The organism is Marinobacter sp. SS13-12 (genome assembly GCF_030227115.1).
Classification (GTDB): Bacteria; Pseudomonadota; Gammaproteobacteria; order Pseudomonadales; family Oleiphilaceae; genus Marinobacter.
Genome location: NZ_JASSUA010000001.1, coordinates 187326 through 209472, shown reverse-complemented (window position 1 = coordinate 209472; position 22147 = coordinate 187326). Strand labels below are relative to the sequence as shown.

The window sequence follows — 22147 nt, the reverse complement described above, 5'->3', positions numbered from 1 at the left end:
ACCGACATCAGGAGGCAGTACCCCCATGGCAATCTGGACCCGCAGCATTCCCACCCTTGAGCAAATGGCCGAGGGCAGCAAGAACACGGCTGTCGCAACCATGGGCATTGAATTCGTGGAAATTGGTGACGACTACCTGATTGGCCGTATTCCTGTGGACGAGCGCACGGTGCAGCCATTTGGCATCCTGCATGGCGGGTCATCGGTAGTGCTGGCGGAGACGCTGGGCAGCATGGCTGCCAACTATTGTCTGCGTAAGGAAAACCAGATTGCGGTGGGGCTGGATATCAACGCCAACCATATTCGTTCCGCCACCAAAGGCTGGGTCTACGGTACGGCACGGCCCGTTCACATTGGCGGCACTACGCAGGTCTGGGAAATACGGCTGGAAAACGAGGAAGGTAAGCTGACCTGTATCTCAAGGCTTACCATGGCTGTCATCGACCGGGGCTGAGATTTCGGGAGCCTTGCGGTTGAGAATGCCCTGTTCAATAAAATCCTTCATCACAATGCCGTAGCTTTCGTCCGGCACTTCCCGGGCAATCTTGTAGGGTTGCCCGGCACTGTCGGGAACGCCTTTCAGAAGGTCCACTTCGCGGAAGGTGGCCAGTGGCTGCTTGAGCGCGTCACGCACCAGCAGAACCCGGGGTTTGAGTTTGCTGGTAGTGTGAGTGGTGACCACAATGCCTACTTCCTCGTTGGTCATTTCCACGATTGAACCGGGCGGGTAAACGCCGATCATGCGGATGAATTCTACCGCCAGGCCTGCATCAAACTGGGCGCCCCTGTTCCGATGAATGATCTGCAGTGCCTCCATCGAGGCCCGACCCTTGTCGTACACGCGGGAACTGGTAATGGCATCGTAGGTATCCACCAGCCCCACAATTTTCGCAAACAACGGAATCTGTTGCCCGGCCAGCCCACGTGGGTAGCCCTTGCCATCCATCCGTTCATGATGCGAATAGGCCACGTCGACCGCAGCATGGGCCAGCCGGGGCAGGGCGGCTAACACATCTCGCCCGTAGGTGGTGTGGTTCTTCATAACGGCGAACTCTTCGGGTGTGAGAGCCCCGGGTTTGTTCAGGATGTCGTCGTCAATTCGCATCTTGCCCACATCGTGAAGCAGTCCGCACAGGGCGACGGTTCGAATCTCTCCTTCCAGTAGCCCCAGGTGCTTGGCGAATGCCGCTGAAAGGATAGACACGTTGATGCAGTGTTCGGCAGTGTATTCGTCCTTGTTCTTGATCTTGGTAAGCAGCAGCAGGGCGTTGTCATTTCGCAGCACACTGTCCACACAGCTATCCACCACCTGGTGAATCTGGTTCATCTCAAGTGTGCGACCAAGCCGCAGGCTGGACATGATGTTCTTTGCGGTGGCCTTGGCGTCTGTGTAGCTTATTCTTGCCGCGGCCATTTCACGGCTGGCGTCGACCTTGTTGATGTAGGTGACTTTGCGTTTGGGAACCGACGATGACGGTTTTGAGGTGTAAGGTGAGGTGGGCTTTTCCGGTGCAACATCCACCCGCCCTTCCACAACGACCGTTTCGCAGTGTTGCTGAACAGCAAGCACGTCCTCTTCGTTCTGGAGGATAAAACCCTGAAGCAGGAAGTCTGTTTCTTCCCATGGCCGATCCAGACGAATGACATGCATCCCGATCTTCAGCTGGGATACAGGGATTTCAGTCTCTATGATGTCCTGACGGGCCGTGTACATAATGCAGCGTCTCAAAACCGGAAATGGCATGCTGACCAAACGGCACCCTGGTCACACTTCAAGCACTGTGACTAAAGTATGAGTGAATACTGCTTCAGTGTATCGCCCGACTTTTAAAACATTGTTAAATGCTGTAACGGGATGCAATGTCTGATGGAGCGGGGAGAGCATCATGATCAACGGCAAAAACGGAATTCCGCTCTGGTGGCTGGCCATGGCCGCTGCCTTGACGCCTTTGGTGACCATTCACGTGACCTTCGCCGTATCGATTCTGGAGGGTCATATTTCCTGGTGCATCCCGTATTGGGACAGCTGTACCAGTATCAGCCGTACCGGCCGCTACGGGACCAGCTATTTTATTTTCAAGGGAACCATGCTGCCGGCGGCGATCCTCGGCATTATGTTCTGGTACCTGAACGGCCGCTGGCTTCTGCAGCTGGGCGCGACCAGCCGCGGTCGCCCCTGGATTCCCTGGCTGGGCTTCGTCGCCTGTGTATCGCTGGCGGCCTATACTCTGGCGCTCGGCCACGCAGGAGACGGGTTCAACCTGACCCGTCGGATAGGCGTGGTGCTTTACTTCTCGCTCACTTTCATTGCACAGTTGCTGATCAGTTCGGCACTGATGGGACATCCGCGATGGCACCACAGCGGTAAGCACCTGTTATGGCTGTGCGAACTGGCGCTGGCGGTTGGCATACTGTCGGTTATCCTCACCGCCGTAGCGCCGGAGATCTATAGCCAGATAGACGATGCCTTCGAATGGGTGCTGGCATTCCTGATCAACCTGCATGCGATCTGGATTGCCGTTCTGTGGAAACAGAGCCGCTTCCGGGCACGCTTGTGGGCGGAGTAGAGTTAGCAGAGTTGCCTGCTATAACGACATCAGGCCGCGAACCAACGCTGCTACGCCAGCCACAGCAGCAATACCCAGGATAACGGGCTTCAACCCGTCAAAGGGCATTCGATTGACCAGCTTTCCGGAAAGCCAGAATCCTGTCAGTACTCCCGGGAAGGTGACTGCAAACAATTGCAGTTCCCGCTGCCCCAGGTAGCCGGATGCCAGCAGGGCGGCAATGCTGAAAAAGCTCGCTACCAGAAAGAACGCCGACATATTGGCTCGCACCAACGGGCCTTTCTGGTTCTGGTAGATCAACGCAATCGGTGGCCCCCCAACGGCAGTGATGGTTCCCATGTAGGTTGAGGCGGCCCCGGCCAGAACGCTGTTACGGGCATTCAGTGCCGGCCGTAAACCGGCCACGCTGAGCAGCACGCCCATCAGGATGAGTATGCCGAACACCAGCTCGAATCCCTTGGGTGAGATCAGCATCAGCGTGACCCCGGCCAGGAACATCCCGGCAACCCCGCCACCGATGGCAAAGCGCACTTCCCGTATCTGCAGCGCACCCCGGTTTCGCAACACCATGAAAATTGTCAGCACTACCGCATTAAGCACCAGTGGCGCCGGCACCAGTACGGGGCTGATCAGAAAAAGCAGCGGTGCAGCCAGGGTTCCAATGCCATAACCTGCCACTCCCTGCAGACAGGAACCGGCCAGCAGGGCAAGGTTGGCTAGGAAAATCTGCAGCAGGGAAAGATCAGTCACATTCAGGTTACTCGAACAGATGGATGAGTGTTGTTATCACAGCGCCGGGACAACCAAAACTGTTAAAATGAATCTTTTACCCCGGCTTGGAGGCGTTGGCAGATGGTTGCACAAGGTACCCAGGAGCGTTGTCCCTGTGGCAGTGGTGAATCGTACAGTGCCTGCTGTCAGGGTTACCATCAGGGCAAACCGGCACCAACGCCGGAAGCACTTATGCGGTCCCGCTACAGTGCCTTTGTACTGAAGCTGGCCGATTACCTGCAATCCACATGGCATACCAGCACCCGCCCACAAAACCTGGGGCTGGAGCAAACGCCCCGGTGGGCCTCATTGAAGATGCTGTCGTCAGATGAATCGGGTAACGATGGCACCGTGCATTTTCGTGCCATCTATCGTACTGACAACGGCTGGGGATACCTGGAAGAGAAATCCGACTTCCTCCGGGAGGGTGGCCGCTGGTATTACGTCAGCGGTGACACCAGCGAAGGCGCGCTCAAGCCTGGCAGGAATGAGCCCTGCCCCTGTGGTAGCGGCAGAAAATACAAAACCTGCTGCTTCTGATCCGCACAGCTACTCGAAAGAGGGCATTTCAGGCTGCACCACGTCTTTGCCGGCCTCTTGCCAGGCATCAAACCCTCCGGCAATCGAGGTGACATGCAGGTACCCCATTTCCTGCAATGCTTTCGCGCTGAGCGCGGCCCTGCCAGAGGTTTTGCAGTAGCACACAATGTTCAGGTCACGGCTTTCCAGCGCCGGATCGTTGCTGAACTTGAACTCCAGCATACCTCGCGAAATATTCACTGCCCCGGGGATATGGCTGGTGCGGTATTCGTCCGGGTCTCTCACATCTATCAGCATATCGGCTTTCCGGATCGCATCCTCCGCCTGGTCCAGCGGGACTTCGTGAATATCCTGTTTGGCTTGCGCAACCAGATCGTGGGCCGTTTTCATGGGGGTTCTCCAAAGCGCTGAAGTAATACACCGAGAGTAAGGCATTTGCCGGGCAGGCGTCACCAGCAGTGTGCTAAATTGACGCACCGGACCATGAGGAAGCTATGAAAACAGCCACACCCGAAGCCACCAAAGGCGTCTTGTACGGCCTTTCCGCCTATACTATCTGGGGCTGCTTTCCGCTGTACTTTGCCCTGTTCGCAGGGGTGCCCTCGTACGAAGTGCTGATTCACCGGGTTATCTGGTCCTGCGTTTTTCTGGCTGTTGTGGTGACCATTCTCAAGCGCTGGCAGCCGATAACAGCGGCATTGGCACGTCCCAAGAAACTCGGCTTTGTACTCGGGTGTGCGGTATTCATTGCGGTGAACTGGGGTGTCTACATCTACGCTGTGGAAACCCGCCACGTACTCCAGGCCAGCCTCGGTTACTTCCTCACGCCGCTGGTGAATGTGGGCCTGGGCATGCTGGTATTGAGAGAGACTATCTCCCGCTTGCAGGTTGTGGCCGTTGCATTGGCCGCCATCGCCATTCTGTACCAGTTATTCCTTCTGGGCCTGGTGCCCTGGATAACCCTGGTGCTGGCCTTCAGTTTCGGTACCTACGGCTTGCTGCGCAAACAGGTAGAGCTTGATGGCCTGTCGGGCCTGTTCGTGGAAACCTTGCTGCTGCTGCCTGTCAGCCTGCTGGCACTCGCATGGTTGGGCTCTGCCGGCCAGTCCCATTTCAGTGACAGTTCAACCATCACATTGCTGCTGATCTCCAGCGGTATGGTCACCGCTATCCCGCTGCTGTTCTTTGCCGGCGCCGCCCGCCGGTTACGACTGGCCACCGTGGGCTTTCTTATGTACATCAACCCCACGCTACAGTTCTTTATCGCGCTGTTCGTGTTTGACGAGCCCATGAGCGGGGAAAAACTGTTGAGCTTCGTGATGATCTGGGTGGCACTGGGGCTCTATTCCTGGTCGGCCTGGGCTGGGCGTGAACGCACTGTGTAGTATGCCTGCTGTGTGCTTGCCGCCCTTCAGCCACGTTTTTTGCAAAACCCTGTAAAACCTCCTGATGTTGGCGCCATTGTTCCGTCCTCGACGTGTACCATCTCCGACCCTGAGAGAATCATTCCCCGTACACAAGGAAATCAGTATGTTGAAGGCAAGCAGGGTTTTGTCGTGCGTGTTTGTTGCTGGCGTGTTTTCAGGTGTTTCCGGCAATGCAGCCGCCGAGTATGTCTATGCAGGTTTCTCTTTGGGCCAGGCAGAAGTGAAAGATTTTTGCGAAGGCCTCGGGTCTGGTTGTGATGATACAGCGACAACGGGCCGCCTGTACGGGGGCGGTTTCCTGGACGAGCAGTTGGCGTTCGAAGGTGGCTACCGCTACATCGATGATGTGTCTGCCAGCGCCTCCATTCCGGGCATGAGCGCCTCGATCGATGCCAGCTACCACATGTTCGATGGTTCGTTGCTGGTTTTCACTCCCAGATTCGGAATGTTCCAGCTGTTTGCCAAGGCGGGTGTGCAGTTCTGGCAACAGGATGTGAGCGCGTCTCTCACGGGTTTTGGCAGCGCCAGTGACTCGGAGCGTGGTATTTCATTCCGCACCGGGGTGGGCCTCAAGGCAGACATCACCAAGTCTCTGGGTTTGCGTCTGGAATGGGATTATCTCCGGAACATTGGCGATAACATAGGGGATGTCGAGAACTTCGAATCCGACATTCATGTGTTCTCGGCTGGCCCTGAGTACCGGTTCTAGATAGTTACACCTCACAGGTCCCGCAGGCGTATTTCCGATCGTAGCGTTTGTCCGCCCAGCTTTCGTAGATGCGCTCTGCAACGGGGTAAATGACCGGCCAGAGTAATGGCTTGAAAAAGAAGCCAAGGCGGGTGTGAGACCAGGCGCGCACGTTGGCGGGCAGGCCAATCACCCAGTGGCCGTTACCGGTCAGCAGGTGGAGCCGGCGTAGCAGCGCTTCCCGATCTGGCAGCATACCCTTGCGGTTCTGCTGGGCGTGGATATCCGCGAACACAAGATCCCCCCGCTGCAATTTCCTCAGGGTACCGATTTCCTTTGCACACAAAGGGCACTGGCCGTCATAGAACAGGGTGTCCATCAATACCTCCAAGGGTCAGTATGTCATTTCGCACGCTGGTCTTTGCGGCCGCCAGGCCTGCTATCAGGTCATTCAGTCCTGCGACGGGCTCAAGCATGTCGGGTTCGGTGGCGATGCCGTTGCGAAAGGACGTCAGCATGTCGATCTGCACGTGCAGATCCTGAAAATCACCGAATCGTTGTTGGCGATGTTTCAGTTGTTTGAGCATTTCCCGGAACGCAGGTTTGTCCAGCTCGGCCAGGTAGCGTATGCGTTTCAGCAGTTTCCGCAGGCTATGATAGTCCTCGTCTGGTGCGTGCTTGCTCAGTTGCTGCGTTAGCGTGTTGTATCGGGTTATACGCTTGTTCAGCGCTTTCCGGATGTCTGCCGTTGTCAGTTTCCGGGTAATTTTTTCAAAGTGGCGAGATGTGATGAGCTGGTGCCAGCTGTCCATGTCCTTGCGGTATTTCTTGCCGGCCATTCGCTTGGCGAGCGCGCGGTGCTCAGCGTCTGCCAGGTTGGCGAAATGGCTCCTGGCGCCTGAGCTAACCAACGCCGATTGTGTACCTGCTTTCAGCTGCCACCGTTCCAGGTCCGCAAGGAATACATGCAGGTCTCTGAGCTGGCTGGTGGCCTTGGCATGCCTTTTCAGTACCTTGACCGCTTTACGGAGATCAGAGTCACCGCTGATTTCGCTGACAGATTCTGCGATGGCGCGGCTGCGGCGGATGGCTATGCGGTACTGGTGCAGGAACTCGTCATCAAAGCCCCGGATAACCCCGGTTTCGAGATCCCGTATGCGCTGGTACTGGTGTTGCAGTGTTTCGGGGATGTGTCGGGTCAGGGGTGTGTCTTCGTTGCCCGGGAGCTTCAGGCGCTTGCGGTTGAATTGCTCATAACTGACATCTTTGGGCGTAAGGAACTGCTCCAGCCGGCCTTTGTTCCGCGCCAGCTTGTGCCAGTTTTTTACCGGCAGTGCGATCTGCATGAAGCCGCATGTCGGGAAACTTTCCGGCGCCTGTTTCAGCAGGTAGTCCGCCAGCTCTTCCAGGGCGGGGTTGTGGCCAATCAGGGTGATGCTCTCCTCTTCCTGCCGCTCCCGTAGCCAGTCAATCAGCGCCTTGTGGTTAAAAGTGTAGAGCGCAGGTTCTACGTAAGTGATCCGGCGCAAATCTCCCGGAATCAGGCCATCCAGGGTCTGCTGCGCACGGGTCGCATTACTACAGAAGATAGGACCAGCCAGAACGCCGGCTGCACGCACAGCTTTGCTCATGGGGCCAAGCTGTTTTCGCCCCCTGCTGTTCAGCGGGCGCTGGCGATCATCGAGGCTGTCATCGGCCCAGCTCGATTTGGCATGTCGAATCAGATACAGGTATTTCATCCGCGCCTCTGAGCAGGAGCCAGGCCTTTCGTCTAAATCCGGTTCAAGCCCTTCAGCTATTGGCCGATAACCCTTTATACACGAAGTGCCGGGACGTTAACGAATTGCGTCATGGAAGTACAAGGATGTGGCCTGCCTGTTTACATACGTTTTACAAACTGGAACACACCCGGGCGCACCATTGTGGATAATTGCGCAGAGTATCCAACATTTTTCGGAGTAATAACCAATGAACCTACTGAGCCGGCTACGCATTCGTTCCCGTCTGTTGCTGGGCGTTCTCGTCCCGGTATTGATTACGGCGGCGACCCTTGCCTGGATTACCGTTGCCCAGATAAAGAGTGGGGGCGAGGCCGAGCTTGAGCGACTGGAGGCCAGTCTGCTGGAGGCGCGCAAAGAGGGTTTGAAAAACCTGGTAGACACAGCACGTTCTGTAGTTATGGAGGCAAAGAACAATCCGGATTTTTCAGATGCTGAGGCTCGGGAGGAAGCGCGCAACCGCCTACGTTCGATCAGCTTTGAGGGCGGCAACTATGTGTTTGCGTACGCCCGTGACCTGGAAAATCTCGCCTACGCCCCTGATCCTTCAAGGGAAGGCGCCACTACCAATCCTGATGTCCAAAAGCTGGTGCGGTCACTGTTTGATGCCGCCGAAGCAGAGGGCTTTTTCGGCTATGACTGGCCTAATCCCGAATCCGGTGATGTGGAACCAAAAGTGTCTTATTCCGTTCTCATTCCGGAGTGGGACTGGATGATTGGTACCGGGGTTTATGTTACCGATGTCGAGAGAGTGGTGTCTGCCGCTCGCGCCAATATTGAAGAAGAGATGGCGCAGACTCTGAGCTTTATTGTACTGGTCACCGTAATCGTGGTGATTTTTGCCCTGTTAATCGGCATCTTCGTTGGCCGCACCGTCACCAACCCGCTGAACAGGGTCATTGCCCTGATGAAGGACATTGCCGAGGGTGAGGGTGATCTCCGCCACCGCCTGCCAGATGAAGGGAACGACGAACTGGCGGAGCTGGGCCGCCGATTCAATGCCTTTATCGTGAAAATCCAGGACACCATTCGGGAAGTGGGGGCGACGACCGATCAGGTTGCCTCCGCGGCGGAAGAGCTCAGCCGGGTTGCCACGGAAACCCGGGCCTCGGTTCAGGAGCAGGGCTCGGAGACCGACCAGATTGCCTCGGCCATCAACGAAATGGCCGCGACCATTCAGCAGATCTCCGGCAATGCCAACGAAGTGGAAAGTGCCGCTTCCGATGCCGACAAGCTGGCGCGGGATGGTGGCGAGACTATTGCCAATGCGCAGTCTTCCGTGAATCAGTTGTCGGAAGAAATTGATGCCAGCTCTACCCGCATCAGTAACCTGGCCGAAAAAACCGACGAGATTACCCAGGTGCTGGATGTGATCCACGCGGTTACCGACCAGACCAACCTGCTGGCACTCAATGCCGCCATTGAAGCTGCGCGTGCCGGCGAGCATGGCCGTGGTTTCTCGGTAGTTGCCGATGAGGTACGGCAGTTGGCCAAGCGCAGCGCGGAATCCGCAGACCAGATTCGTGGCATGATCGATGGCTTCGTGACCGAGTCCCGCGCCGCCGTTGAGCGGATGGACGCCTCCCGCACCCGTTCCACTGAAACGGTTGAGCGGATCAATCACGCCACGGATGCCTTGCGGACCATCGAGAAATCCGTAGGCCATATCCACGACCAGGTCACCCAGATTGCCACGGCGGCTGAGCAGCAAAGCCAGGTGGCCGAGGAAATCAATCAGAACGTGGTGCGTATTGTGGATGCCGCTCAACGCAGCGATACCGGCGTGACCCAGACCAACGAAGCCAGCCACGAGCTAGCGCGGCTGGGTGAGAGCCTGCGGGATCTGGTGGGGCAGTTCAAAGTATAAAACCTTTGCGAATGGCCGGTTGACGATTGGCGTCAGCCGGCCAGCAAGCTATGATGTGAGCCGTATGTTCCAACTCCAATAATAACGGAAAAGGGCTCGCTTATGTTTTCTTTCAAACCCCTCCTGACCGCCCTGGCTTTGATGCTGTCTTTGACAAGCACATCACTGCTGGCACAGGAAACCTACACTATCCGCCTGGCAGAAACCTGGGGTCCCAACTCCCCGATCCTGGGCGAAACACCGCGCAACATGGCGGCCATGGCCGAGAAAATGTCCGGTGGCCGGCTGAAGTTCCGCATTGATTCCTCCAACAAGCACAAGGCGCCATTCGGCATCTTCGACATGGTGAAAGCGGGCCAGTACGACATGGGGCACACCGCGTCCTACTACTACAAGGGCTCGATTCCCAACGCCATGTACTTCACTACTGTGCCTTTCGGAATGATCGCGCCTGAGCAGTACGCCTGGTTCTACCACGGTGGCGGCATGGAGCTGATGCAAAAGGTCTACCAGCCCCATGGGCTGCTGTCGTTCCCGGGCGGTAACACCGGCAACCAGATGGGTGGCTGGTTCCGCGAGGAAATTGAAACCGTGGAAGACCTTGAAGGTCTGAAAATGCGTACACCCGGATTTGCCGGCGAGGTGATGTCTGAAGTGGGTGTTGCAGTGACCAACATCCCGCCGGGTGAGCTGTACAGCGCGCTGGAAAGAGGCACCATCGATGCTCTGGAGTGGGTAGGCCCGGCACTCGATTTCCAGATGGGTTTCCACCAGATTGCCAAATACTACTACTCGGGCTGGCAGGAGCCGGGCGCGGAAGTGCAGTTCCTGATCAACGAGAAAACCTGGAACAAGCTCCCGCCTGAACTGCAGGAAATCCTGCGGGTTTCCATGCGCACCGCCGCCTATGACATGTATATCCAAAGCACCCATGAAAGTGGTATAGCCTGGGATCGCATGAAGGAAGACTATCCGGACGTAACTCACAAGACGTTCCCACCGGAAGTCATTGAGGCGCTGCGAGAGGCGACCGACAAACTGCTGGCGGAAGCAGCACAGAAGGATGAACTGGCAAAGGAGATCATCACCTCACAACACGACTACCTGCAACAGGTTCGCCAGTGGACGAATATTTCCGACAAGGCCTACCTGAACAGCGTTTCGAGTGAATGAAGGAAGCGCTCCTCTCGCTGAAGAACGTCTCCAAGGCGTTCGACGGCAAAACCGTGCTGAACTCGCTGGATCTGGACATTCTGGACGGCGAGTTCATCACGTTGCTGGGACCATCCGGCTGCGGTAAAACCACACTTCTGCGGCTGATGGCCGGCTTCGAGCAGCCGGATACCGGATCGGTGATCCTGTCAGGCCACGATATAACCCATGCTGCCCCAGAGCATCGCCCCCTCAATACCGTATTCCAGAATTACGCGCTGTTTCCCCACATGCCAGTGTACGACAACGTCGCCTACGGCCTGAAAATGGAGAAGCGGCCAAAGGATGAAATCCGTCAGCGCGTGGACGACGTGCTGGCGATGGTGCAGTTGCAGGACTTCGCCCACCGCAAGCCACACCAGTTATCCGGCGGCCAGCAGCAACGGGTGGCTATTGCCCGCGCCGTGGTCAAGCGGCCGCAACTGTTGTTGCTGGACGAACCGCTGTCTGCCCTGGACTACAAGCTGCGCCGTACCATGCAGGTGGAACTGAAGCGCCTGCAGCGGGAATTGGGGATCACCTTCGTGTTCGTCACCCATGACCAGGAAGAAGCCCTGTCGATGTCAGACCGGGTGGTGGTACTGAAAGACGGAGAGATTCAGCAACTGGGCACACCCCGGGAAATCTACGAGCGGCCCGCCAACCTCTTCACAGCGCGGTTCGTGGGCGAAACCAACCTGTTTCCCGGTTATCTTGCGTCTGTGGCTGAGGATGCCATTACGGTCGACATCCTGGGCCTGCGCCGTACCCTGCAGAAACCGCCTTTCGATGTCCGTAATGGTGAGCAGGTCAATGTGCTGCTGCGCCCCGAAGATATTCGCGTGCTTGCTCCCGAGGATGATCACGGTCTGGCCGGAAAGATCGTGGAGCGCAACTACAAGGGCAGCACGCTGGACTCGGTGATTCACCTGGAAGATGGCACTGAGGTGCTGGCCAGCGAATTCTTTGATGAGGACGACCCCACCTTCGATTATAAACTGGGTGAGCCGGTAAGGGTCAGCTGGGTGGATGGCTGGGAGTGGTTACTACCGGTGGAACTGGTGAACGAAGAGGCGGAAGGGCTGGCCACGGATGCATAGAGTGCTTCAGCAGCCCTTCAAGACTGCTGTGCTGATTCTGGTCTGGGGCTGGCTTCTGCTCCTTGTGCTCACCCCCAATCTGCTGGTAGTGGGTGCCAGTGTGATGACCCGGGATCCGGGCACCTTCCTCTCGCTGCCACTGAATCTGGACAGTTACCGGCAACTGTTTGATACCCTGTACCTGGATGTCTTCCTCAGCTCCCTCTATATGGCGGGAGTAACCACCTTTTTCTGCCTGCTGATCGGCTATCCCTTTGCCTGGGCTCTGTCTGGCCTGGGCAAGCAGCGCCAGACCCTGCTGATTTTCCTGTTGATCGTTCCCTTCTGGACCAATTCCCTGGTGCGCACCTACGCCCTGAAACTGCTGCTGGCCACCAACGGTCTGATCAACAATGTGCTGATGGGGATGGGGATTATCGACGAGCCATTGAAAATGCTCTACACCGAAGGCGCGGTGATTATCGGGCTGGTTTACCTGTTGCTGCCATTCATGATCCTGCCGCTGTATTCCGTGTTTGATGATCTCAGGCAGGAGCTGTTGATGGCCTCACACGATCTGGGGGCAGGCAAGCTGTCCACCTTCCTGCACGTAACCATTCCGTTGACCCTGCCCGGTGTATTGGCAGGCGTGATGCTGGTGCTGCTGCCGGCCATGGGCCTGTTTTTTGTGGCGGACATACTGGGCGGCTCCCGCAATCTGCTGGTGGGCAACGTTATCAAGAACCAGTTCCTGGATGCCCGTGACTGGCCCTTCGGCGCAGCTGCCAGCATTCTGCTCACGGTGGCCATGGCGGTATTGCTGTTTGCCCACAAGCTCAGCCAGCGGCGGCTGGGTGAGGAGGTGCCGACGTGACCCGCTGGCTGCCGAAAACCTACCTCACCCTGGTGTATGTGTTGCTTTATCTGCCAATCCTGGTGCTGGTAGTGTTTTCCTTCAACAGTTCCCGTACTGGCTATCGCTGGGGCGGGCTCAGTCTCGAGTGGTATGAGTCGCTGTTCAACAATCACGCCATGGTGCAGGCCATGTGGAATTCCCTGTTTCTGGCACTGACAGCTGCCACGGTGTCGACGTTTATTGGTGCACTGACGGCGCTGGCCCTTCATCGTTATCGTTTTCGTGGCAAGCGCATGCTGCGGGGCATGCTGTTTGTGGTGATGATGTCGCCTGAAATTGTGCTGGCTATTTCACTGCTGGCGCTGTTCCTGTTGGTGGGTCTGCAACTCGGATTCGTCTCACTGCTGTTGGCACACGTAACCTTCTGCCTGCCGTTTGTGGTGATAACCGTTATGGCCAGGCTCAGTGGCTTTGATGAAAGCCTGCCCGAAGCGGCCCGGGATCTGGGGGCCAATGATTTCACCATGACCCGCACGGTACTGATTCCGGTGATCATGCCGGCGTTGCTGGCCGGCTGGCTGCTGGGTTTCACATTGTCTCTGGATGATGTGGTGGTCAGTACGTTCGTGAGTGGCCCCAGCTATGAAATTCTGCCCTTACGCATCTACTCTATGGTGCGTGTGGGTCTGAAACCCGAAGTCAATGCTTTGGGTACCCTGTTACTGGTATTTTCCCTGACCATGTTGATGCTGTCCCAATGGATACTGACAAGGAGCAAACGATGAAGAAACTGGCGCTGGCAGGCCTGGTGATTGCGACTCTGACCGGATGCAGTTCCCAGGAGGAACCAAACGTACTGAATCTGTACAACTGGTCTGAATACATGCCTCAGGAGGTATTGGACCGCTTCGAGGAAGAAACCGGTATCCAGGTGGTTTACACCACCTATGACAGTAACGAAGCCATGTACGCGCGGCTCAAGCTGCTGGACGAAAGCGGGGATTACGACCTGGCGTTGCCGTCCACCTATTACGTCAACAAAATGCGTAAGGAAGGTCTGCTGGAGAAAATTGATCACGATAAGATAGAAGGCTTTGAGAAGCTGGACCCCGAGCTGACAAACCTGGAGATCGACCCTGATAACGAATACAGCGTTCCCTACCTCTGGGGCACCACGGGCCTGGCCTATGATGCCAACGATGTCGATGGCAGCGAAGTAACGGCGTGGGAAGACCTCTGGAATGAGAAATACGAAGGCCGCGTGATGCTTACCAACGACATGCGTGAGGTTTTCCACATCGGTCTGCGGGTTCTCGGTTACTCCGGCAACAGCACCGACCCGGATGAGATCAGGGAAGCCTACGAAAAACTGACCGAGCTGATGCCCTCGGTACGCACCTTCAACTCGGACGCCCCAAGGATGCCCTACCTGGAAGGTGAAACCGATATCGGCATGATCTGGAACGGTGAAGCCGTCATGGGCAAGGAAGACATGCCCTCACTGAAATACGTCTATCCGGAAGAGGGCACCATTGTCTGGCTGGACAGCTTTGTGATTCCCAAGAACGCGGGGAATCCGGACGCCGCTCACCAGTTCATCAACTTCGTGATGCAGCCGGAGATTTCCGCGCTGATCAGTGAGGACATTGGCTATGCCACGCCCAATCTTGCTGCCCGTGAATTGTTGAGCGACGAAGTCGCCAATGACCGCACCAGCTATCCAACAGCAGAGGATCTCACCAACGCCGAATTCCAGAAAGACGTGGGCGATGACGCCATGCAGGTGTACACCAGGTACTGGGAAATGCTGAAGTCCGGGCAGTAACTGTTTTTCCCGGGAAGTACCCCGAAGTTGATGCTCCGGGTCATGAAAATGATTGCTGACCGGCGCAATTAAGGCTTGAGTTTATCGTGCCCTTGAGAGAGTTTAATGGCACGGGTGTTCTATAATACAAGCACTGTATCCTCAAGCGACAGGCGCCGTACTGTATGCAGAAGCTGTCCCCCCCACAGGTCGGAAGCCTGATCCTCCTCGTTATCCTGAGCTTTTTCGGAGCGCAGGCGGCTAAGGCCGCCGTTGACCTGGAAGAGGGCTGGGAATATCGCTGGGGTGATTCGCCGTTTACTGAAGACGGCATTCCGGAATGGACACAGGTAGACGAGCCGGATCAATGGCAGGCCATCGGTTTTCCGTCCAATCCCCCGGGGCGTAATGGGCGTGAACATGTCTGGTATCGGATTGCTTTGCCCGGCGGCGAATGGCAGGAACCCTTGCTGTACATATTCAGCGTGGATCTGATCGTTCAGGTCTGGCTGGATGGCGAGAATATCTACCAGTACGGTACGTTTGATCATGAGGGCAAGGGGCGATTCGAGGGCTGGCCCTGGCATGCCATTCCCCTGCCGGAGGGGTTCGAGGGCAAGCAGATTTACTTCCGTGTCTTCTCGGATTACACCGATATAGGTCTGTGGGGCGAAGTCTCCATCATGAACCGCCCAGACCTTGTGCTGTTTATCCTCGAAAACTCCCTTGATGCGCTGGTTATTGCCGGTTTTTCAGCGCTGATTGCGTTGTTGTCCCTGATTTTTGCCCTGCTTCAGACCGAGAAAAAGAGCTTCGGCAGCATTGCTTTGTTCTCTTTGTCGTCTGCGCTGATGCTACTGTCGGAAAGTCAGGCAAGCCAGCTGCTTTGGGAGTCTCCTCTGGCCTGGGATTATCTGGCGGCCGGTTCCTATTATATGTTGCCGGTGGCAATGGCGTTGTTGCTGGAGCAGTGGTTTTCGGAACACCGCCCGTGGCTGATCAACCTGGTGTGGAAAATACACCTGGTGTATGTGGTTGCCGCCATCGGGTTGGCCTTAACAGGGGCTGTGGACCTGTCATCCACATTCCCGCCATTCGATGCACTGCTACTGGCCTCCCTTGTCACGATCGCTGTTGTCGTGGTCAGGCGCTTTCGTGACCTTCGGATTGAGCAGCAAGTCATACTCGCCGCCTACGGCATATTCTGCAGCCTGCTGGTGGTGGATATGGCGGTCGCTCATGGCTTTCTCCCCTGGTGGCGGGTGCCGGTCAGTTGGGGCACGCTGATATTCTCATTGGCGGTGGTGCTGATTTCACTGTGGCACTATGCCCGCACCCAGCAGGCGTTGCACCAGTTAAACCTGTCGCTTGAGCAGCAGGTTGCTGAGCGAACGGAAAAGGCAGAGGCCCTCGCTCGTCTTGAACAAGCCAGGGTTCGGTTGCTGACTTTCGAGAATGAGAAAACCCGCGTTCTCAATGACATCATTGCGGAGTTACAGGATTGCATTACCCTGAACCAGACATTCCCTGTTATGGCGCGCCGGCTTCCGGATCTCTGCAGCCCTCTCAGAGGAAGACTTTACCAGAGGGTCGATGACGGCAGGGCCTACGTGTTGCTCACACGCTGGGGCTACGCGGGGGAACCAGAATCGCCTGCCCGGATCGAAACCCCCGATGGTCCACCGCCCCAGAATCAGATTCCAGCCCGTTACAGTGCCGACTCCGGCCAGTCCTGGTCTGAGTGGCAAGAAGATGTGAATGGCTCCCTGTGCCTTTGGATTAATATCCAGTCGGCAACAGAAGGGCAGATAACCATGGCTTTGTTGTTCGTCGAGGTGCCGGAGGAATTCGCTGGAGAAAGCACGGATTACGGTGCTGCCAGGCTATTTCAGGCACTGAGCCAGGGGCTCCAGAAAATCGGCATTGCGCTTTCAAGCATTGGCTTGCGGGAGGAATTGCATAAATACTCCTATGAAGACGCGCTGACCGGGCTGAAGAACCGCCGCTACTTCGATCAATTGTTCGAGCACGAGTCCGCGGTTGCCCTGAGGAGTGATCAGCCACTGTCCTTGCTGATTGTGGATATTGATCTCTTCAAACAGTTCAACGATACCCATGGTCACGAAGCCGGCGACTCGGCCCTGAAAGCGGTAGCGGACAGATTGGCCAGGCACTTCCGCGACAGTGATGTGGTGTGCCGCTTTGGCGGCGAGGAATTCGTCATTATCATGGCTGGCTCCAGTGCCCAAGCCGCCTGTGACAAGGCAGCGGAGCTTGCCCGGGCGATCCGGTCGATGCCCGTAGAGCACGGTGGTACCGACCTGGGCCATGTCACTATCTCGGTAGGTGTTGCAAGCTGGCCCGAATGCAGCAAATCCCCGGATAGCCTGCTGGGGCTTGCCGATCGGGCACTTTATCGGGCCAAGGCGGCCGGGCGGGACAGGGTGGAGGTGTCCGATCCCGGGAGCTAGTGCCAGATATTGCTGTCTATCTTCTCGTGCAGTTCCGGGTAGTCCTTTGACTTGAAATGTGGCACACCGCCCTGTTTGCGTTGGGCAAGGTAGTCTTTGGTGAGCTTGACCACGGTGCCGGATAGCATCACGATCGCAACCAGATTGATGGTGGCCATCAGGCCCATAGACGCGTCGGCTGCATTGAAAACCGTTACCACTGCTTCGTAACCGCCCCATATCACCATCCCGAGCACCGCCATGCGCAGCATCGTGATGGCAATGTTATTGTCGCCGCCGAGGTGAATCAGCGCATTTTCCGCATAGGTGTAGTTGGCAACGATCGAGGTGAAAGCAAAGAACAGGATTGCGATGGCGATAAAGTAGGCGCCGGATTCTCCGATATGGCTTTGCATGGCATCCTGGGTCAGCTGGGTTCCGGTAATGCCGGACCCCGGTTCCATAACGCCGGACAACAGGATCATTACCGCTGTGGCGGTACAGATAACGATAGTGTCGATGAAAACACCGAATGCCTGAACCAGGCCCTGGGAAGAAGGGTGATGGGGTGCTGGCGTGGCGGTTGCCGCAATGTTGGGGGCAGAGCCCATGCCGGCCTCATTGGAAAAAAGGCCGCGCTTGATGCCGTTGAGCATAGCGGCGGTAATGGAGCCGGCAGCGCCACCGGCGGCTTCTTCCAGTCCGAACGCGCTCTTCACAATGGTGGCCAGCACGCCCGGCACTTCGGTGATATTGATCGCCATAATAACCAGCGCAATCAGGACGTAAATGCCAGCCATCAGCGGCACCACCAGCTCCGCGAAACGCACGATAGAGCGCAGCCCGCCAAAAATAACGGCACCCGCCAGAATGGCGATTACGATACCGACCCAGAGTTTGGGCACGCCAAAGGCACCCTCCATGGCATCGGCGATGGAATTGGCCTGTACGGCGTTGAAGACCAGCCCAAAGGAAATAATCAGGCAGACGGCAAAGATACTGCCGGCCCAGGGAGCCTTGAGGCCTTTGGTGATGTAAACCGCCGGGCCGCCCCGGTATTGCCCTTTACCGTCACGCACTTTATAGAGCTGCGCCAGTGTGCTTTCCGCGTAGCCGGTTGCCATACCCACCAGCGCCACCATCCACATCCAGAAGATGGCACCGGCGCCGCCGAGATAGAGCGCGACCGCGACACCGGCGAGGTTACCCGTGCCCACTCGCGAGGCCAGACTGGTGCACAGGGCCTGGAACGGAGAGATGCCATGGACATCGCTCTCCCGGGAGCCGCGGATGGCCCGGATCATTTCACCAAAATTGACGAATTGCAGAAAGCCCAGGCGAATGGTGAAAAAGACACCAACACCTAACAGGCCATAAACCAGAACATAACCCCAGAGTATGGAGTTCAGAAAATCCACGATAGTGGTCATTGTTCGTCCTTAAACGGTTGTCTTCCTTTTCCTTAAACGACCAGCACCGGGCACTTCGCCTTGGAGGCGACGCGGTGCGACACGCTGCCAAGCAGCATGCCGTCCTTGTCGCTGTGAGTGCCCCGGGTGCCGAGCACAATCAGGTCCACGTCTTTTTCCTGGGCAAACTTGACGATAACGCTGGAGGGCCGCCCGGCCTTGACGAACCCCCGGACTTTCACCGCACCCATCTCTTTTGCTTTTTCCTTGGCATGGTTGACGATGTCCTTGGCGTATTCCGATAACGCCTGGTCAGGAATATCCATACCCTCGGGGCGCTCAATCGACATGGATGCCTCAAACAGGCTGTGATGCTTATAGACGCAGAGCAGATAGATCTCGGTATCCATAAGCTTCTGCAGTTCAATGGCCTTATCCATGGCCTTGAAGGACGACTTGGAACCGTCAACGGCCACGAGGATTTTTTTGAACATGTTCTTCTCCCTGAAATGGGTCTCTACAGCCCTCAGCGGAACGCCAGGTCACGCAGGAACAGTGCGATTTGCGGGAAGGCGATGATCAGGCCCGCAGATGCCACCAGCATAAAGACAAACGGTGGTGTGCCGCGAATCACTTCCCAGTAGGGGCGCTTGAATATGGCTATGGCGGTGAATATGTCACAACCAAAGGGCGGCGTTGCCGAGCCTATGGCCACCTGGAGTGTGATCAGAACCCCGACAAGAACCGGATCCAGGCCGGTGGACTCAATGGCCGGTGCAAAGATTGGCGTCAGCACCAGGATCACCACGATCGGGTCGACAAACATGCAAGCGACGAAGAAGGCGACACAGATCGCAACCAGTACGCCGACCGGACCGGCCTCATTGACGCCGACAGATTCCAGTATGGCCTGCGGAATCTGAGCAAAGGAGATAATCCAGGAAAAGCCGTTGCCGACCGCAACCAGGATGAAAACCACAGCGGTAATCAGGCCTGTGGATTTTGCGATCCGGTAAATGTCCGGCAATTTCAGCGAGCGGAAAACCGCGAATTCCAGCAAGAAGGCATAGAGTACGCAAACGGCCGCAGCTTCAGTCGGGCTGAATATGCCGCCATAGATACCGCCCACAATGATAACCGGGAAGAACAGCGGCCATAGAGCCTCACGGACGGCGACTCCCCGCTCTCTCCAGCCGGCCCTTTCCTCGGTGGGAACCTTTTTGACGTAAGCGTAGATCAGGCAATAGATGGAAAACATGGCCAGAATCATCAGGCCGGGGCCGATGCCGGCAATGAACAGCTCGGCAATAGAGGTGCCGGAGATAACCCCGTAAATAATGAAGCCGATACTGGGGGGAATCAGGAAAGCAATGTCACTGGCATTGATGATCAGCGCCAGTGAGAACGAGTCGGAATAGCCCGCTTTGAGCAGTTTTGGCCTCAGGGGAGAACCAACCGCTACAACCGTGGCCTGGGTGGAACCGGAAACAGCACCGAACAGGGTACAGGAAGTCGCCGTACTGATGGCGAGCCCGCCCTTTATGTGCCCGATGAACGCCATCACCATATGGATCAGGCGGTCGGCGGACTGGCCGCGGGTCATGATATCTGCCGCGAGAATAAACATGGGCACAGCAATAAGAGAGGCGGGTCGAATACCCCCCATCATTTGCTGAATGAAAGTACCCATCTGGCCGAAGCCATCAAACATCATTACAAAACCGACCACCGCACCGGCAATCAGCGGAACCATCATCGGGAAGCCCAGCAGTAGCAGCCCGATCATGATCACCATCATTAGAGTCGCCATGAGTTTTTATCCTTTGTTATCGCAGCTGCAGGGTTCAGACTTCGGATTCACTGTCTGCGTAGCCGTCGACCACACCCGTGGAGAGGTACACATCCTTGCTGGTGAAGTTCTTGATGGCCGTGAGGAAATACTGGATACCAGTGATTGCAAAGCCCACGGGCGCCCAGATGTAAATCCACCAGATCTCAAATCCCAGTGCCGGAAGAATCCGCCCGCGGCTATGGAGAGTTTCGATGTAAAAATAGGAGTGGTAGCAGAGAAAAAACATCACCACCGATGTAAACAAGGCGATAAAAATCATCAGGACTTTGCGGCCCTTCGGGGGTATCGCATCGTAAACCGCAGACATACGGATATGGCGGCCATGGCGGGCCGCGTAGCCAATACCAGCAAAGGTAATCAGGATGATGAGAATCCGGTTGATCTCACCGGAGAAAAACATCCCTTCACCGAAGACAAAGCGCGCAATGACGTTGGCGCATGTATTGAGAGCCATCAAAATCACGCCAACCGCGAGCATGACGGCCTCTGCCTTGGCAATGATTTCATCTATGGTTCCCAGAAACCCGGGCAGGCCGGACTCATAGGTACCGGTGTCGTCTTCTAGATCCGGGGAGTTCTCGGACATGGGTTCTGCTCCAGAACGTATCGCTCCCGGCCGGTGGGAGTTCCCCGGCGGGGCGGGGTTAGTACAGCTTCCCGCCGGGCACTGCCGGCGGGAAAGGTCCCTTCAGGTTCAGTTGCTCTGAACTTCCTTGAGATCTTCCTTGAACTGGTTCAGTAGCTCTTCGCCACTGTCGCCCGTCATCTCGATAAACGCTTCCTCAACCTGAGGCGCTCGGTCGCGGAACGCCTGGATCTGCTCTTCGTTCAGGCGGGTAACCGTTACCTCATCGCTGGCTTCCTGGATCTTGCCGAGGGCTTCGTCAGCCAGGCCGTCGATATGAACCAGGATTTCTTCGTAAGCGTAATCCGCTGCTTTACGAACAAGCTCCTTGTCTTCGTCGGACAGGCCGTCGAAGAAGTCCTTATTGGCCATCATGGCCGTGGTGAACCAGCCGTGGCCGGTAAAGATCAGGTTCGGGGATACCTCGTACAGACCGCCGGACTCGATCCAGAAGATCGGGTTTTCCTGGCCTTGAATCATATTGGTCTGCAGGGCGCCGTACACCTCGCCCCATGGGAGCGGAGTCGGAGTGGCACCGAAGGCCTCGTAGGTTTCCGACAGCAGCGGGTTGGTCATAACCCGGATTTTTTTGTTATTGAAGTCTTCAGGGCTGGTGGCTTTCTCATCCAGAGTCACAACCATTTCGCCCTCAGGGTACATCTTCAACAATTCAAGACCATTTTTGGCGTAAAGCTCCGGGAAATCCTCGTTGATGGCTTCACTCGTATTGAAAAACTCGATCACGGTTTCGAAATCCGTAGGCAGCAGGTAGGGAATGAAGAAAATCTGCGCCTCCGGAATCAGGGAGCCGGTGAAGCCAGGGGACTGGTTTACAAAGTTGAGGATGCCAGCCTGGGTCTGCTCCATGATGTCGTCGGATTCGCCCAGCTCACCAAACCGGAAAACCTGAACGGTGTGGTCAGAGTTGTCTTCGATGTATTCCTTGAAGTCGTAAGCGAATACGTCCTGAACGTCACCTTCGTACTCTTCGTGCGCATAGCGCCAGTTGGCGGCATTTACCGAATTCGCCGCCGTCATTGCTGCAAAGGCAAACGCAGAAATTCCTGCCACTTTCTTGAACTTGCTCAAGCTACTCATCGTGTCGTCTCCGTTTATTTTTCGCTGCAAATTATTGTTACATTAATAAAGACTGGCAAAACAATGCTGTTTTCGCAAGAAATTGAGTGAATAGATTTTCATGAATCGCCAGCTTTGGGCAGAATACGGTAAATATTCGGAATAA

Annotated in this window: 22 protein-coding genes; 12 read left to right on the top strand and 10 right to left on the bottom strand. The window is 56.3% G+C overall.

All coding sequences use genetic code 11. From position 1 onward, the window contains the following. Positions 1–25: 25 nt before the first annotated feature. Complete coding sequence (locus QPL94_RS01010; RefSeq protein WP_285354928.1) at positions 26–454, top strand: hotdog fold thioesterase; 429 nt, start codon at positions 26–28, stop codon at positions 452–454. Here the strand turns inward: QPL94_RS01010 and QPL94_RS01005 are convergent. Continuing rightward, positions 419–1714 (bottom strand): cyclic di-GMP phosphodiesterase, encoded by a 1296-nt coding sequence (locus tag QPL94_RS01005; RefSeq protein WP_285354927.1) that lies wholly within the window; start codon positions 1712–1714, stop codon positions 419–421. The genes QPL94_RS01010 and QPL94_RS01005 overlap by 36 nt on opposite strands. 172 nt (positions 1715–1886) lie before the next feature. Between QPL94_RS01005 and QPL94_RS01000 the strand changes: the two genes are divergently transcribed. Continuing rightward, positions 1887–2567 (top strand): hypothetical protein, encoded by a 681-nt coding sequence (locus QPL94_RS01000; protein ID WP_285354925.1) that lies wholly within the window; start codon positions 1887–1889, stop codon positions 2565–2567. A gap of 18 nt (positions 2568–2585) precedes the next feature. Here the strand turns inward: QPL94_RS01000 and QPL94_RS00995 are convergent, their stop codons facing one another. Further along, entirely contained in the window at positions 2586–3317 is a 732-nt protein-coding gene (locus QPL94_RS00995; RefSeq protein ID WP_285354923.1) for a sulfite exporter TauE/SafE family protein, read from the bottom strand. A 102-nt stretch (positions 3318–3419) separates the two neighbouring features. On the opposite strand from QPL94_RS00995, the gene QPL94_RS00990 reads away from it, so the two are divergent. Beyond that, entirely contained in the window at positions 3420–3878 is a 459-nt protein-coding gene (locus QPL94_RS00990; protein ID WP_285354922.1) for a YchJ family protein, read from the top strand. Between the two features lie 9 nt (positions 3879–3887). Here QPL94_RS00990 and QPL94_RS00985 read toward each other — a convergent pair whose 3' ends face one another. Continuing rightward, on the bottom strand, positions 3888–4268 hold the full coding sequence (locus tag QPL94_RS00985; protein ID WP_285354921.1) for a rhodanese-like domain-containing protein: 381 nt from the start codon (positions 4266–4268) through the stop codon (positions 3888–3890). Between the two features lie 104 nt (positions 4269–4372). Between QPL94_RS00985 and rarD the strand changes: the two genes are divergently transcribed. After that, the gene (rarD, locus tag QPL94_RS00980; RefSeq protein WP_285354920.1) at positions 4373–5263 is read left to right on the top strand and encodes an EamA family transporter RarD; all 891 of its coding nucleotides are present in this window, start codon (positions 4373–4375) and stop codon (positions 5261–5263) included. 145 nt (positions 5264–5408) lie between these two features. Next, positions 5409–6014, top strand: coding sequence for an outer membrane beta-barrel protein (locus QPL94_RS00975; RefSeq protein ID WP_285354919.1), 606 nt, complete (start codon positions 5409–5411; stop codon positions 6012–6014). A gap of 4 nt (positions 6015–6018) precedes the next feature. Here the strand turns inward: QPL94_RS00975 and QPL94_RS00970 are convergent, their stop codons facing one another. Continuing rightward, entirely contained in the window at positions 6019–6372 is a 354-nt protein-coding gene (locus QPL94_RS00970; protein WP_285354918.1) for a thiol-disulfide oxidoreductase DCC family protein, read from the bottom strand. Further along, on the bottom strand, positions 6353–7732 hold the full coding sequence (locus tag QPL94_RS00965) for a CHAD domain-containing protein (RefSeq protein ID WP_285354917.1): 1380 nt from the start codon (positions 7730–7732) through the stop codon (positions 6353–6355). Before QPL94_RS00965 ends, QPL94_RS00970 begins: the two co-directional genes overlap by 20 nt. A 229-nt stretch (positions 7733–7961) precedes the next feature. On the opposite strand from QPL94_RS00965, the gene QPL94_RS00960 reads away from it, so the two are divergent. The 7 genes from QPL94_RS00960 (at position 7962) to QPL94_RS00930 (ending at position 17039) form a co-directional block, all read left to right on the top strand. After that, complete coding sequence (locus tag QPL94_RS00960) at positions 7962–9638, top strand: methyl-accepting chemotaxis protein (RefSeq protein ID WP_285354915.1); 1677 nt, start codon at positions 7962–7964, stop codon at positions 9636–9638. A 102-nt stretch (positions 9639–9740) separates the two neighbouring features. Continuing rightward, positions 9741–10811, top strand: a complete 1071-nt coding sequence (locus QPL94_RS00955) for a TRAP transporter substrate-binding protein (protein WP_285354913.1) — start codon at positions 9741–9743, stop codon at positions 10809–10811. Next, on the top strand, positions 10808–11929 hold the full coding sequence (gene potA / locus QPL94_RS00950) for a spermidine/putrescine ABC transporter ATP-binding protein PotA (RefSeq protein WP_285354911.1): 1122 nt from the start codon (positions 10808–10810) through the stop codon (positions 11927–11929). Before QPL94_RS00955 ends, potA begins: the two co-directional genes overlap by 4 nt. Next, positions 11922–12782, top strand: a complete 861-nt coding sequence (gene potB / locus QPL94_RS00945) for a spermidine/putrescine ABC transporter permease PotB (RefSeq protein ID WP_285354910.1) — start codon at positions 11922–11924, stop codon at positions 12780–12782. The genes potA and potB overlap by 8 nt, the downstream gene beginning before the upstream one ends. After that, positions 12779–13549, top strand: coding sequence for a spermidine/putrescine ABC transporter permease PotC (gene potC, locus QPL94_RS00940; protein WP_285354909.1), 771 nt, complete (start codon positions 12779–12781; stop codon positions 13547–13549). Before potB ends, potC begins: the two co-directional genes overlap by 4 nt. Beyond that, positions 13546–14589: an ABC transporter substrate-binding protein gene (locus QPL94_RS00935; RefSeq protein ID WP_285354908.1), complete on the top strand. Its 1044-nt coding sequence runs from the start codon at positions 13546–13548 to the stop codon at positions 14587–14589. Before potC ends, QPL94_RS00935 begins: the two co-directional genes overlap by 4 nt. Before the next feature lie 164 nt (positions 14590–14753). Next, complete coding sequence (locus QPL94_RS00930; protein WP_285354907.1) at positions 14754–17039, top strand: sensor domain-containing diguanylate cyclase; 2286 nt, start codon at positions 14754–14756, stop codon at positions 17037–17039. Here the strand turns inward: QPL94_RS00930 and QPL94_RS00925 are convergent. From QPL94_RS00925 to QPL94_RS00905, 5 genes are all read right to left on the bottom strand, one after another. Continuing rightward, a complete protein-coding gene (locus tag QPL94_RS00925; protein ID WP_285354906.1) occupies positions 17036–18448 on the bottom strand; it encodes an alanine/glycine:cation symporter family protein in 1413 nt (470 codons plus the stop codon). The genes QPL94_RS00930 and QPL94_RS00925 overlap by 4 nt on opposite strands. 32 nt (positions 18449–18480) lie before the next feature. Beyond that, on the bottom strand, positions 18481–18921 hold the full coding sequence (locus QPL94_RS00920; RefSeq protein WP_285354905.1) for a universal stress protein: 441 nt from the start codon (positions 18919–18921) through the stop codon (positions 18481–18483). A 32-nt stretch (positions 18922–18953) separates the two neighbouring features. After that, a complete protein-coding gene (locus tag QPL94_RS00915; RefSeq protein ID WP_285354904.1) occupies positions 18954–20237 on the bottom strand; it encodes a TRAP transporter large permease in 1284 nt (427 codons plus the stop codon). A 34-nt stretch (positions 20238–20271) separates the two neighbouring features. Then, complete coding sequence (locus tag QPL94_RS00910; protein WP_285354903.1) at positions 20272–20865, bottom strand: TRAP transporter small permease; 594 nt, start codon at positions 20863–20865, stop codon at positions 20272–20274. A gap of 108 nt (positions 20866–20973) precedes the next feature. Beyond that, a complete protein-coding gene (locus QPL94_RS00905) occupies positions 20974–22002 on the bottom strand; it encodes a TRAP transporter substrate-binding protein (RefSeq protein WP_285354902.1) in 1029 nt (342 codons plus the stop codon). Positions 22003–22147: the final 145 nt, after the last annotated feature.

Excerpts from the sequence above, each read along its gene's own strand:
- QPL94_RS01010 (WP_285354928.1), top strand. The coding sequence starts at position 26 with ATGGCAATCTGGACCCGCAGCATTCCCACCCTTGAGCAAATGGCCGAG.
- QPL94_RS01005 (WP_285354927.1), bottom strand. The coding sequence starts at position 1,714 with ATGTACACGGCCCGTCAGGACATCATAGAGACTGAAATCCCTGTATCC.
- QPL94_RS01000 (WP_285354925.1), top strand. The coding sequence starts at position 1,887 with ATGATCAACGGCAAAAACGGAATTCCGCTCTGGTGGCTGGCCATGGCC.
- QPL94_RS00990 (WP_285354922.1), top strand. The coding sequence starts at position 3,420 with ATGGTTGCACAAGGTACCCAGGAGCGTTGTCCCTGTGGCAGTGGTGAA.
- QPL94_RS00985 (WP_285354921.1), bottom strand. The coding sequence starts at position 4,268 with ATGAAAACGGCCCACGATCTGGTTGCGCAAGCCAAACAGGATATTCAC.
- rarD (WP_285354920.1), top strand. The coding sequence starts at position 4,373 with ATGAAAACAGCCACACCCGAAGCCACCAAAGGCGTCTTGTACGGCCTT.
- QPL94_RS00975 (WP_285354919.1), top strand. The coding sequence starts at position 5,409 with ATGTTGAAGGCAAGCAGGGTTTTGTCGTGCGTGTTTGTTGCTGGCGTG.
- QPL94_RS00970 (WP_285354918.1), bottom strand. The coding sequence starts at position 6,372 with ATGGACACCCTGTTCTATGACGGCCAGTGCCCTTTGTGTGCAAAGGAA.
- QPL94_RS00965 (WP_285354917.1), bottom strand. The coding sequence starts at position 7,732 with ATGAAATACCTGTATCTGATTCGACATGCCAAATCGAGCTGGGCCGAT.
- QPL94_RS00960 (WP_285354915.1), top strand. The coding sequence starts at position 7,962 with ATGAACCTACTGAGCCGGCTACGCATTCGTTCCCGTCTGTTGCTGGGC.
- QPL94_RS00955 (WP_285354913.1), top strand. The coding sequence starts at position 9,741 with ATGTTTTCTTTCAAACCCCTCCTGACCGCCCTGGCTTTGATGCTGTCT.
- potA (WP_285354911.1), top strand. The coding sequence starts at position 10,808 with ATGAAGGAAGCGCTCCTCTCGCTGAAGAACGTCTCCAAGGCGTTCGAC.
- potB (WP_285354910.1), top strand. The coding sequence starts at position 11,922 with ATGCATAGAGTGCTTCAGCAGCCCTTCAAGACTGCTGTGCTGATTCTG.
- QPL94_RS00935 (WP_285354908.1), top strand. The coding sequence starts at position 13,546 with ATGAAGAAACTGGCGCTGGCAGGCCTGGTGATTGCGACTCTGACCGGA.
- QPL94_RS00930 (WP_285354907.1), top strand. The coding sequence starts at position 14,754 with ATGCAGAAGCTGTCCCCCCCACAGGTCGGAAGCCTGATCCTCCTCGTT.
- QPL94_RS00925 (WP_285354906.1), bottom strand. The coding sequence starts at position 18,448 with ATGACCACTATCGTGGATTTTCTGAACTCCATACTCTGGGGTTATGTT.
- QPL94_RS00920 (WP_285354905.1), bottom strand. The coding sequence starts at position 18,921 with ATGTTCAAAAAAATCCTCGTGGCCGTTGACGGTTCCAAGTCGTCCTTC.
- QPL94_RS00915 (WP_285354904.1), bottom strand. The coding sequence starts at position 20,237 with ATGGCGACTCTAATGATGGTGATCATGATCGGGCTGCTACTGCTGGGC.
- QPL94_RS00910 (WP_285354903.1), bottom strand. The coding sequence starts at position 20,865 with ATGTCCGAGAACTCCCCGGATCTAGAAGACGACACCGGTACCTATGAG.
- QPL94_RS00905 (WP_285354902.1), bottom strand. The coding sequence starts at position 22,002 with ATGAGTAGCTTGAGCAAGTTCAAGAAAGTGGCAGGAATTTCTGCGTTT.